5 protein-coding genes are annotated in these 13,339 nt (G+C 59.0%); 3 read left to right on the plus strand and 2 right to left on the minus strand.

Going from position 1 to position 13,339, the window contains the following annotated elements:
• The first annotated feature begins 205 nt into the window (after positions 1-205).
• Positions 206-8,779, plus strand: coding sequence for a glucoamylase family protein (locus CFN46_RS09635; protein WP_254918452.1), 8,574 nt, complete (start codon positions 206-208; stop codon positions 8,777-8,779).
• Between the two features lie 186 nt (positions 8,780-8,965).
• On the opposite strand, the gene CFN46_RS09640 is transcribed toward CFN46_RS09635, so the two are convergent.
• Positions 8,966-9,649, minus strand: a complete 684-nt coding sequence (locus tag CFN46_RS09640; protein ID WP_088743375.1) for a type 1 glutamine amidotransferase domain-containing protein — start codon at positions 9,647-9,649, stop codon at positions 8,966-8,968.
• A 213-nt stretch (positions 9,650-9,862) separates the two neighbouring features.
• Between CFN46_RS09640 and CFN46_RS09645 the strand changes: the two genes are divergently transcribed.
• Entirely contained in the window at positions 9,863-10,786 is a 924-nt protein-coding gene (locus CFN46_RS09645; protein WP_088743376.1) for a LysR substrate-binding domain-containing protein, read from the plus strand.
• A 151-nt stretch (positions 10,787-10,937) separates the two neighbouring features.
• Entirely contained in the window at positions 10,938-11,702 is a 765-nt protein-coding gene (locus tag CFN46_RS09650) for a FadR/GntR family transcriptional regulator (protein WP_024952478.1), read from the plus strand.
• A gap of 106 nt (positions 11,703-11,808) precedes the next feature.
• Here the strand turns inward: CFN46_RS09650 and CFN46_RS09655 are convergent, their stop codons facing one another.
• Entirely contained in the window at positions 11,809-13,230 is a 1,422-nt protein-coding gene (locus CFN46_RS09655; RefSeq protein ID WP_051510958.1) for a sugar porter family MFS transporter, read from the minus strand.
• Positions 13,231-13,339: the final 109 nt, after the last annotated feature.

Consider the following 13,339-nt stretch of genomic DNA (forward strand, 5'->3'; position numbering starts at 1 on the left):
GCCGAGGCGCCGCGGCAGGGAGGGATATGTGCGCTAGCGAACAGACAGTTTCATGAGCTTTCTACATACTTTCTGGTGACGTACTATCGCTTGCCCCCATGGGTAATGCGCATCGACCAGGATAGCGCTCGTGACCTCTCTCCTTAATATGGTGCTCCGGGCTTTTCCTTCGTCTTCGTCTTCACCTTGGCATGATACAGCCCCCGTGCGGGGAGAGCTGTTCAGTGTTGAGCGTCTCGAACAACATGCCGGTAGCCTTGCGCTCGCGCAGGGTGTCACTGACACGCCTCCTAAAGTATTGTCGCTGTCGGCACGGCTTGAGGATAATGCCAAGGTGCTACTGAAGGCCTATCGCGCCAGTGCGCTGGAAGTCGCGGAGGGACGCGACATCGTGCCTGCCGCCACCTGGCTACTCGATAATTATCATCTCATCGAGGCCCAGATTCGCGAGGTTCGCGATGACCTTCCTCCCGGCTATTATCACCAGCTTCCCAAACTGGCAGAAGGCCCATTTTCCGGCTATCCGCGTGTCTTTGGCCTTGCCTGGGCCTTTGTGGTTCACACCGACAGCCACCTCGACATCGACACTCTGCACGACTTCATCACGGCCTATCAGCGCGTTCAGCCCTTGACGATCGGCGAGCTCTGGGCGGTCGCGATCACGCTTCGCATCGTGCTTGTCGAAAACCTGCGGCGCCTCGCCGAACAAATTGTCAGCGAGCAGTCTGCCCGCAATGAGGCAGATGCCCTGGCCAGTCAGTGGCTGGTGCCGGAAGAACTCTATCCAACCCTGGATATCACCACGCTGCCGCGAAGTACAACGCCATTAGAAGACCCCTTCGTCGCCCAGCTGGCCAAGCGCTTGCGAGGTCTGGATCCGCGCACCAATCCCATGGTGGACTGGCTTGAGCGGAAAGTCAGGTCTCAAGGCGGCTCTGTCGACAATGTGGTGCAGCGAGCCCAGCAACATCAGGGGGCCGCCAACGTTACCGTGCGCAACATCATCACCAGCATGCACTTCGTCTCGAGTATCGATTGGGCGGAGTTGTTCGAAAGCGTCAGTCTGGTCAATGCGCGGCTCAACCAGAGCCCTCTCTTCGCGACTCTCGACTTCCCGACCCGCAATAGTTATCGCAGTGCCGTGGAGCAACTGGCGCGTGGCTCTGACTGGCAAGAACTGGAGGTTGCCGAGCACGCCCTGGCCGCCGCACACGCAGCACTGGCCAACGCTGAGGGCGCCATCGAAACCGCTCGCCGCGGTGATCCCGGCTATTTTCTGATAGCCGCTGGGCGCCCTGCACTTGAACGAACCCTCGGCTTTCGGCCTTCACTGCGCCAGCGCATACGCCAGGGCTTTGTCAGCGCAGGCATTGGCGGTTACGTGAGCCTGATTGCACTCATGACCGCCGCGTTGCTGGCAGTGACCTTGACAGGGTTATGGTCACTGTCCGGCGGTGAATCGGTCACTGGCTGGCTGTGGCTACTCGGATTGCTTGGGTTGCTGCCGGCCACCGAGATCGCGACATTGTTGGCCAGTCGCCTCATCATCTTCTGTGTTGGCCCCAAGCCGCTACCCAGCCTTGATCTCTCGGAAGGTGTCCCCTCTAGCCTGCGCACCCTGATTGCCGTACCCACCTTGCTGACCAATGCGGCCGAACTTCACGAGCAGATCGAGCGACTGGAGGTACATCATCTGGCCAGCGGTGGCGGTGCGCTTGTCTATGCGCTGCTCACCGATGGGGTCGATGCTCAGCACGAACACATCAACGACGATGCGCCGCTATTGGCGGCCGCCAGTGAAGCGATCGCGCAATTGAACCAGCGCCATGGCGACATTGATGGCCATGATCGCTTCTTCCTGCTGCACCGGCGACGGGTCTTCAATCACAGTGAAAACTGCTGGATGGGCTGGGAGCGAAAACGCGGCAAGCTACAGGAGCTCAACCGCCTGCTGCGCGGTGCCAACGACACCACCTTCCTGGCGCCCGCGGCCATGCCGAGTGATGTGCAGTATGTCATCACGCTGGATGCGGACACCCGCTTGCCGCGGGGGGCAGCCAGTCGACTGATCGGCAAGATGGCGCATCCGCTGAATCAGCCCAGGTTCGATGAAAGCCGCCAGCGCGTCGTTGAGGGTTATGCGGTATTGCAGCCACGTGTCACACCCTCGCTACCAATGGGTCGACAAGGCTCGATCTTCCAACGCCTCTTTTCCGCGCCCGGCGGAATAGATCCCTACGCTGCGGCGACCTCAGACCTTTATCAGGACCTGCTTGGCGAGGGGTCCTTCGCCGGCAAGGGCATCTACCAGATTGATGCATTCGAAGCCTCGCTCAGCGGGCGTGTGCCAGAAAACAGCGTCCTCAGCCATGATCTGTTCGAAGGCGTGTTTGCTCGGGCCGGGCTGGCCTCGGATATCGAAGTGATCGAGGAATTCCCCTCCCGCTACGATGTTGCCTCCAAGCGCCAGCACCGTTGGACACGAGGCGATTGGCAATTGCTGCCATGGATCGTTGCGCAGACGATGCCCTGGACCGGGCGTCTGAAACTGATGGACAACCTTCGCCGCTCACTCCTTGCACCACTCCTGCTCGCCTTTCTGATCATCAGTTGGTTATTGCCGCTGCCCGCGGCGCTGTTGGGCACATTGGGCACCATCATCGTCATTGCCGCGCCTCCGCTTCTGCCGCTGTTGCTGTCGCTGGTGCCAAGGCGGTCTGGCATCAACGTGCGCCACTATTTTCAGCAATGGTTCTCCGAACTCAGACTGGCGTCGATACAGACACTATTGTGGCTCGCCTTCCTGCCCGATCAAGCCTGGCGGATGCTGGATGCCATCGTCAGGACGCTGATTCGGGTCACGATCACTCGCCGCCATCTGCTTGAGTGGACCACGGCGGCCCAGTCAACCGGTCGCCCGCGACTGACGTTGACCGGCTTCTATCGCAGTATGGCGCCGGGGATATTGCTGGCGCTGGCCGCCGCATTGAGTGTCGTGATCCAGTCGCCCGAGGCCTGGCCGGTGGCACTACTGGCAGGTCTGCTGTGGCTGGCAGCGCCAGCTATCGCTGCCTGGGTCAGTCGGCCGGGGTGCCTTGAACATCAGGCGCCGCTGTCTGATGCCGAAGCACGTGAACTGCGCTTGATCGCGCGACGGACCTGGCGCTTCTTCGAAACCTTCGTCACCGCTCGCGACAACTGGCTGCCACCGGACAATTTTCAGGAAACCCCTCAGCCCGTCATCGCGCATCGCACCTCTCCCACCAACATGGGGCTCTATCTGCTGTCCACTCTGGCCGCCCGGGATTTTGGGTGGCTGGGTGCGCTCAATACCGCCGAGCGTCTGGAGGCCACACTGGGCGTCATGCAGACGCTTCCCCGTTACCGTGGACATTTTTTCAACTGGTACGATACTCGTGACCTGCGCCCGCTGGACCCAAGATATGTCTCCTCGGTCGATAGCGGCAACCTGGCGGGCCATCTGCTGGTGGTCGCCAATGCCTGTGATACCTGGTCAAGAACCCGGCAGTTGCCCACTCTGCGTCAAGGCGTCGCCGACAATCTGAGCCTGCTACGCGACGCCCTCAAGGCAGTCCCGGCGACACATGCAACGCTGATCGCACCGCTCTGCCTCTGCCTGAAGGACATCGAAGGATATTTGCAGACAGAGGCGTCGTTCATCACGGGCCTGTCCGCACTGCGACAACTCGCGGATCACACCACGAGAATCGCCCATGATTCCCTGCGCGGTACCGAGGCAGGCTGGGCCGAAGAAGTGCTGTTCTGGGTAGGGGTGCTGCGCAAGTCGGCCGCCGAGCATTACCACGATCAAAAAGAGTCCACCAAGACTGATCCCTGTGACCAGCTCCTGGCGCGCTTCAGACAGATTGCTGCCGACGCTCGAGCGATGGCATTGGGAATGAATTTCGCCTTCCTGCTCGTGCCTGAACGCCAGTTGCTGTCGATCGGCTATTCCGTGGACGACAATGCACTCGATAGTAGCTGTTATGACCTGCTCGCTTCCGAAGCCCGCTTGGCCAGTCTGCTGGCGATTGCCAAGGGCGATGCTCCGACGCGCCACTGGTTCCGTCTCGGACGGACGGCCACGCCACTTGAGCATGGCTCAGCGCTGATTTCGTGGTCAGGTTCGATGTTCGAATACCTGATGCCATCGCTGGTGATGCGGGCGCCGGCCGGCAGTCTGCTTGAGCAAACCAATCGCCTGGTGGTCAAGCGCCAGATGGCCTATGCCGCAGGACGCGACATGCCGTGGGGGATCTCCGAATCGGCCTATAACGTTCGCGATGTGCATTTCACGTATCAGTACACCAATTTCGGCGTACCGGGGCTGGGGCTGAAGCGTGGCCTGTCAGCGGACCTGGTCGTCGCGCCCTACGCGACCGGGCTGGCCACGATGGTCGAGCCCCTCGCCGCGCATCGCAATTTCGCGCGCCTTGCTGAGCTGGGCGCATTGGGTCGCCATGGATTCTATGAGGCACTCGATTTCACGCCCTCGCGCCTCCAGGCAGGCAAGCCGTTTTCCATCGTGCGCAGTTTCATGGCCCACCATCAGGGCATGAGCATCGTGGCGATTGCCAATACCCTTCATGACGGACAGATGCGTGAACGCTTCCATCGTGAGCCGATCATTCAGGCCTGCGAGCTGCTGTTGCAGGAACGCATCCCGCGCAACATGGCAATCGCGCATCCTCGCGCAGAAGAAGTCACGTCACCCCCGCGAGACACGCTCAACGATGGTCGGGCGATCCGGTGTATCCCGGCAACGTGTGCCGGCGCACCCGTCACCCACCTGCTCTCGAACGGTCGTTATTCCGTCATGCTGACGGCGACGGGAGCCGGCTATAGCCGCTGGCAGCACATCGCCATCAGTCGCTGGCTGGAAGATGCGACCCGTGATCACCTGGGCAGCCTCATCTTCCTGCGTGACAGGGACACATCCACCGTCTGGTCAGCCAGTGGCCCCATGCCCGGCAGTGGCAGAGAAGCGAAGGCAGACAGCCATGATGTGCTCTTTGCAGAAGATTATGCCCGCTTCACGCATCGCCAGGACACCCTGACCACTCACCTCGATGTCCTTGTCTCTGGCGAGGATGATAGCGAAGTCCGTCGCGTGTCCCTGACCAACAGCGGGCGCAAGGCGCGCAAGATCGAAGTGACCTCCTATGCGGAACTGGTACTGACCACGCCCACCACCGAGAATGCTCATCCAGCGTTTGCCAAGCTGTTCGTGGTTACCGAATACCTGGAAGAATTCGAGGCGTTGATCGCGACACGTCGTCGACGCAGTCCAGATGAGGCTGAGATCTGGGCCGCGCACTTCGCGATAGTGGAAGGCGAATCCCTCGGCGCGCTCCAATATGAGACCGATCGCGCCCAGTTCATCGGCAGGGGGCGCACGGTGATGACAGCCGCTGCACTGAAGGAAAAACAGCGCCTGAGCAACACGACCGGCACGGTTCTCGACCCGGTATTCTCACTGCGCCATTGCCTCAAGGTGCCCCCCGGCAAAGTCACTCGCATCGCCTTCTGGACTGTCGTGGCGGCGTCTCGCGAAGCGCTGCTGGATCTGATCGACAAGCACCACGACCGCAGCGCCTATGAACGCGCCAAGACGCTGGCCTGGACCCAGGCACAGGTTCAGCTTCGCCATCTGGGGATCACGCCAGAAGAGGCCTCGGACTTCCAGCGCCTGGCCGCCCCCATCCTGTATGCCGATATCCGATTCAGGGCCTCGCGGGAAGCCATTGCACGCGGCGCTGGCCTGCAATCCTCACTATGGCCGCTGGCCATTTCCGGCGACCTGCCGATCGTGCTGGTGCGCATCGATTCCACCGAGGACATGGCCCAGGTACGCCAGCTGCTGCGCGCCCATGAATATTGGCGAATGAAGCGCCTTGGCGTCGATCTGGTGATCATCAATGAGCGCGCCTCCTCCTATGTCCAGGACCTCCAGCAAGCGATAGAAACCGCGGTGCAGAGCAGCCAGACACGCCCGCGCATGCACGAGGGCCATGATCAGGGCTCGGTCATCGTCTTGCGCGCTGACCTGATGAGCCTTGCATCACGTCTATTGCTGCAGTCCGTGGCGAGGGTGATGCTGATGGCGCACCGTGGACCCATTGCCGACCAGCTCGCTCTGATACCGCCTGCACTGTGTTATCCGCCGTCCGGGAAGATGCCCGACGCGATGTCCGAGACGACGAACCAGCCTGAGCCTGCAACAGTGCAACCGCTGCAGGGCGAAGCACCTCAGGACAAAGCACCTCAGGACGAAGCACCTCAGAACGAAGACATGCTGCCTGCGCTGGAGTTCTTCAATGGTCTCGGGGGCTTTGACAAGCAGGGCAAGGAGTATGTGACGATCCTGGAGGCCGGCCGCAGCACGCCGGCTCCCTGGCTCAATGTCGTCGCCAACCCCGGCTTCGGTTTTCAGGTATCGGCGGAAGGCGCAGGCTATACATGGGCCGACAACAGCCGCGAGAATACGCTCACGCCCTGGTCCAACGATCCTGTGATGGACCCCTGCGGCGATGCGATCTACGTGCGCGATGAAGAGAGCCTGGCAGTATGGACGGCAACGGCAATGCCGGTACGTGATCAGGGGCGTTACGTAGCCCGCCACGGATTCGGCTATAGCCGTTTCGAACACGAGGCTCACGGTATCGGCCTCGACCTGATCCATTTCGTGCCGCTGGATGACCCTATCCGGATCTCGCGTCTCACCCTGACAAACCATTCGAAACGGCCACGCAAGCTGTCTGTCACGGCCTATGCGGAGTGGACATTGAGCTTGTCTCGCGGCGCATCCGCCCCCTTCATTGTCACACGCCGGGATGAAAGTTGTGGCGCGCTGCTGGCCAGCAATCCGTGGAACATGAACTTCCCCGGACGTGTTGCCTTCGCCGATCTCAGCGGCCTGCAAACGACCTGGACCGCTGATCGCGGCGAATTTCTCGGCCATGGTGGCAGCCATGCCGCCCCCGCAAGCCTTGCTGGTCGCACTCCTCTTTCAGGCGCCGTGGGCGCTGGGTGGGATCCTTGCGCGGCCTTGCAATGCAGCATCGTGCTGGCGCCCGGCGAGACCGTCGAGATCGCCTCTTTCATCGGCCAATGTCATAGCGATGAAGACGCCAGGGCACTCATTCTCCGGTATCGTCAGGCCGACCTGGATGCTGAGCTCGCGGCGGTGGCCGCCCACTGGCATGAGCAGCTGGGAGCGGTGCAAGTCACAACCCCCGATCGCGCCATGGATATCATGCTCAATGGCTGGTTGCTCTATCAGACATTGGCCTGCCGCATCACCGCGCGTTCCGCGTTCTATCAGTCCAGTGGTGCCTACGGTTTCCGTGATCAACTGCAGGACGGCATGGCCTTGACCTTCGCCAGCCCCGAAACGACTCGACATCACTTGCTGCGTGCCGCATCGCGTCAGTTCGTCGAAGGAGATGTCCAGCACTGGTGGCTTCCGCATTCCGGTCAGGGCGTGCGTACGCGCATTTCCGACGATCGGGTCTGGCTGTCCTATGCCTGCGCCCGGTACGTCACCACCTCTGGCGACACTGCCGTGCTGGATGAGCCGGTGAGCTTCCTCGAAGGCGCGTTGCTGGCCAGCGGTGAACACGACGCCTTCTTCCAGCCCATGATTGCTGACGAAACAGCCTCACTATATGAGCATTGCGCTCGTGGTCTCGATCAATGCCTGACGCTGACGGGTGAGCATGGTCTGCCATTGATCGGCGGGGGTGACTGGAACGATGGCATGAACCGTGTAGGGGAAGCCGGCAAGGGCGAGAGCGTGTGGCTGGGGTGGTTGCTGATACGCACCCTGGCGCTTTTCGTGCCCTTCGCAGAGCAACGAAGCGGCGAAGAGTCTCGCGCCAGACGTTGGCGTGCCCACGCAGAGTCGGTACGCGAATCCCTCGAACAACATGCCTGGGATGGTGAGTGGTATCGACGTGCGACCTACGATGACGGCACCTGGCTGGGGACTCATGCAAGCGATGAGTGTCGCATTGATTCGATTGCCCAGACCTGGGCGGTGCTGTCCGGCGCGGCCGATCCACAACGTGCCGCACTCGCCATGCGGTCGATGGAGAAAGAATTGATCCGGGTGGACCCCGGGCTGGCATTGTTGTTCTGGCCGCCTTTCGACAAGCCTGAACATGACCCGGGCTATATCGGTGGCTATCCTCCCGGACTCAGGGAAAATGGCAGCCAATACAGCCATGCCTCGATGTGGGCCATCCTGGCGTATGCAACATTGGGACAGGGCGACAAGGCGGCCAACCTGTTCTCGCTGCTCAACCCCATCAATCATGCTCTCAGCCGGGAGGAAGCGGAACGCTACAAGGTCGAACCCTATGTCGTCGCCGCGGATGTGTACTCCATTGCGCCACATGAAGGACGCGGTGGTTGGACCTGGTACACGGGCTCCGCAGGCTGGATGTACCGCGCGGGCCTGGAGGGCATTCTCGGTATTCGTCGCGAAGGCGATGTCCTTGTCATCGCCCCGTGCCTGCCGCCTGCCTGGCCGGGATTCGAGGCAACCATCAGCGTGGCGTCGTCGCATTACACGCTTCAGGTAAAACGCTCGACAGACGCCGCTCTCATTGTCTCAACAGCGCAACTGAATGGAGATGAGATACTCTGCGAGGCGCAAACGATCCGTGTCCCCCTCGATGGCGCACGCCATCTTGTGACGCTCGTGTTACCCGCCACGTCATCCTTGGCGGGAGAACGGACAGCTGATCAGGAGTAGCGAAAAGCGCGTCTCTCAACAGGACCTTGGCGGGAGAACGGACAGCTGATCAGGAGTAGCGAAAAGCGCGTCTCTCAACAGGATGACGTCTCGTGCTGAACGGAATCTCGTCGCCGTCCCACTCGGCGTCAGCCCATAAAAAAACGACCCTTCACCTGATGGTGAAGGGCCGTTTTGTGACGTGACTTAGGCTTCGAGGCTCTTGAGCAGTAGCTCTGCCACCGCCTCGGAAGACATCGGGTTCTGACCAGTGATGATCAGGCCATCCTGAATGGCATAGGACGTGAAATCGTCCTTCTTCTCATAGATTCCCCCCTTCTGCTGCAGCGCGTCTTCCACCAGGAACGGCACGACGTTGGTGAGGCCGACACCTTCCTCTTCGCCATTGGTGAAGCCAGTGACATGCACACCTTCAACAAAGGGAGTGCCATCCGGCTTGTGTGCGTTCAGAAGCACGGCGGGTGCGTGGCAGACAGAGCTGACCAGCTTGCCAGCCGCATGGAATTGCTCGATCAGACGGATGGAATCGGCGTCGTTGGTCAGATCCCACAGCGGGCCGTGGCCACCCGGATAGAAGACGGCATCGTAATCTTCGACGCGCATCTCGGACAGCACGGCGGTGGTGGCAAGATCCTGCTGCGCGGCGTCATCCTGATTGAAGCGACGGGTGGCATCCGTCTGGAAGTCTTCGCCTTCGCTGGCCGGGTCCAGCGGCGGCTGACCACCCTTGGGAGAGGCGAGTGTCACCTCGACACCTGCATCTTTCATCACGTAGTAGGGCGCTGCCAGCTCTTCCAGCCAGAAGCCTGTCTTCTTGCCAGTGTCACCGAGGGTATCGTGGGAAGTGACAACCACTAGAACCTTGCTCATGACGCTCTCCTTGTGCGGGGATACCGCGATATTGCAGTAGATGAAACGCGCTTGATGAAGCTTGAAACGGAAATTCGCTCTCCGTGTGTTGGGATCCACCATACTGCGCCTGCCACCATCATCACAATCGATAGTCCATATAGCTGCTATCATCCACACAAATAGTACTCACCCCTCACTCTTGTGTGAGCTCAATGCCTGTCGGGTGTCATGATGAAACTCAACTACGATCTCAACCTGCTGCGCACCTTTCACGCGCTCTACCTGGAGCAGAACGTCACCCGTGCGGGTGAACGACTGCACCTGAGTCAGCCTTCGGTGAGTGCAGCACTCTCGAAGCTGCGCGAGCTATTCAATGATCCACTGTTCATCCGTGACCGTCAGCGCATGCGTCCGACGGAGAAGGCCGAGCATCTGTTCCCGACCATCGAGGCAGCTCTGACGGACCTCGACGGCCTGATCAACAGTGAGCGTCACTTCGATCCAACCACTGAACAACGTCATTTCGAGATCGCCGCCAACGATTACTTCGAAGTGCTGGTACTGCCACAACTGGCGGTCATTCTGCGAGTATGCGCACCCGGCATCACGATTCAGATACGTCGTCTTTCACAGGACATGAGCGAAGCCGGCGTGATGAGCGGCACCACGGATCTCGCCTTCGGGCGTCAGGTAGAGCCACCGGAAAATCTGGTGGTACGCGAGGTGATTCGGGAAGGCATCGAGTGTCTGGTCGGCAACGGCCACCCGCTTCTGGAGCGGCTGGATAGCGCGGGGCGAATGACGAAAGCGGATTTCGAGCAACATGCCCACGTACTCGTACAACCCCATACTCGACTCAAGAGCGGTATCTACAAGCAGCTGGAAGGCCAAGGGCTAAAGCGCGAGGTGGCTCTTGCCGTCACCTACTTCATGGCCGTGCCCTCTTTGCTCGAGCGCTCGCCCTTGATCGCCAGCCTGCCGACAGGCTTGTGTCAGCATTTCAGCGATCAATTTTCCGTGACCACCGTCGCGCCACCGGTAGCATTCGCCTCCTTCCCCTTCCATCTCAGCTGGCATCGCCGCTATCAGAAAGACCCTGCACATCGCTGGCTAAGGGATCAGATTATCGAGTGCTGTCGCAATTCAGGAGAATGATCCTACCGACATGCAGACCGAGTAAAAAAGGCAGCATGCATAGCATGTATCAAGAACTTGATAGCAGGAACGCGGTAGCAAGAAACTGATAAGATTGAGACTATGTTCAACATTCGCTAGCATCAAACGCGTTTTCTAGTGGAGTCAGCCAGTGCAGCCCCCTCTTCAAGGCACCAGATCACGGCCTAGCATCAGTGAATATCTTGCTGAAGCCATCTTCTCCGGTAAATATCGTCCCGGCAGCTTCGTCCCCAAAGAGGTGGATCTAGCCGAGGAATTTCAGATCAATCGCTCCGCAGTCCGTAGCGATCTGCGCCAGCTTGTGGACGCAGGCATCATTGAGCGCATCTCGGGCCATGGCTCGAAGGTCAGGGCGTTTGAAGAATGGAATATTCTGGACCCTCAGGTCACTCATTGGATGACCTGCTACGCGGCCCCCAATCCAGAAATACAACGCGAGATTCTCGCCTTTCGATTGGACGTCGAACCCTATGTAGCGATGACGGCCGCACGTCGTGCCACTGCACGAGATCTCGTCGCCATAGAGGAAGCTTTCGATGGCATGGCCCAGGACATGAATGCCGCGGAAAATGGCATGAAGCGTCTGCACAGTGATTACGATATCGCGTTTCATGTGGCAATCTTCAAAGCGACTCGCAACATCGTCTGGTCACAGCTTTCGCATATTCTACGGCCTTCAATCTACCTGCTGATTGAGATGTCCAACGAGAATGCTACTGACCCCGAAGCAAGCCTGGAGCGCCATCGAATACTGATGGAGGCAATTCGCACACGTCAGCCTCAGAAAGCCTTTCTTGCAGCTCAAGCAGTTCTCGGCGGAACAGCGGATGCACTCGGCCTCGAGCCAGGCGAGACCATCCTTGGCAGTCACTTTGCACTTCCCCCTTCTTCTTGAACTCAATCAGCCCCTCATTGATAACAATGAGGGGCTGATTGAGTGATACCGCTGACCATCAATTAGTGAACTTCACTCCAATAGAGAACGTCACTGAAGCCAAACCTTATTCGTACTCCATCTCCTCCAGCTCTCTACCACGCGTTTCCTTGACAGCCTTCATCACGAACACAATGGAACAGGCAGCGAAGAAAGCATAAACACCATACGCGGCCGCCAAGCCGATACCCGCCAGCATGATCGGGAAAGTCATGGTAATAGCAAAATTGGCGAGCCACTGAAATAGTCCCGCGACAGCGAGCCCGGAGCCACGAACCTGGTTAGGGAACATCTCCCCTAGCATGACCCACATTACCGGCCCCCATGACACATTGAAGAACAACACATAAGCATTGGCCGACAGCAGCGCAACAATCCCCATGCTGCCTGATAATGATAATGCTCCGTCAATGTTTGAGGCGGTAGAGAAAGCATATGCCACTATGCATAACGTCACCGCCATGCCAACGGAGCCAGCCCATAACAGTGGCTTACGTCCGATACGATCAATCAGCGAGATAGCCACCAGGCAAGCCCCGATAGACACTGCGCCACTGATCACGTTGATCAATAGGGCATCACCCTCGGAGAAGCCCACTGCCTGCCACAGCACCGCGCCATAATAAAAGACGACATTGATACCCACCAGCTGCTGAAATACTGCCAGCCCGATACCCACCCAGACGACACGATGAACACGTCCATTGGAGGTATTGAACAAGTCACGCAAGCTTGGAGCATGATGCTTGACGAGTGAATGGCGGATTTCCTCCGCTTTGACACGCCCGTCTTCTTCGCCCATCAGGGTTGTCAGCACACTACCCGCTTCTTGTTCGCGCCCCCGACTGATCAGGAAGCGCGGGCTCTCCGGGATGCTCAATAATGCGAGGAAGAATATCGTCGCAGGCACCATCTCGATCCAGAACATCCAACGCCAAGCCTCAAAACCGAGCCATAGACTTTCCGTGGAAGACCCTGCAACGTTAGCCAATACATAGTTGCTGAGAAAAGCCACGAATAAACCAGAGATTATTGCCACCTGCTGAATGGTCGCCAAGCGACCACGATTATTGGCTGGTGCAACCTCACTGATATATGCGGGCGTCATGACACTGGCAGCGCCTACTGCAATCCCTCCCAATACCCGATATACGACAAATTCCAGCGAGCTCTCGGCTACGCCAGAACCCCAGGCACTGACGATGAAGAATACGGCAGAGGCTATCAGCAGCGTACGTCGACCAAATCGGTCAGCCAGACGTCCCGCAAAGAAAGCACCGACAGCGCAACCCAGCAACATTGAGGCGACGTTGAACCCAGTGCCTGCACTATTCGAATTGAATGAGGCTTGAAGCCCATCGACAGTGCCGTTGATGACACCACTATCAAAACCAAAGAGAAAGCCACCGATAGCGGCAATACAACAGATTCCGAAGATATAGCGCTGATGCTTTAATTGCGCCAGCTCTGGCAAGGTCTCGGCGTGCATGGGAATTCCTTTTTGTTATTCATTGGCGTGACTTACAACCTGATATTGCTTGCTGACAAAACGAGTGATGATGACGACAGGTAATTAATGGCATCCCTGACAAACGCCA

Origin of the sequence: Cobetia sp. QF-1 (assembly GCF_002213105.1) — a bacterium.
Classification (GTDB): domain Bacteria; phylum Pseudomonadota; class Gammaproteobacteria; order Pseudomonadales; family Halomonadaceae; genus Cobetia; species Cobetia crustatorum.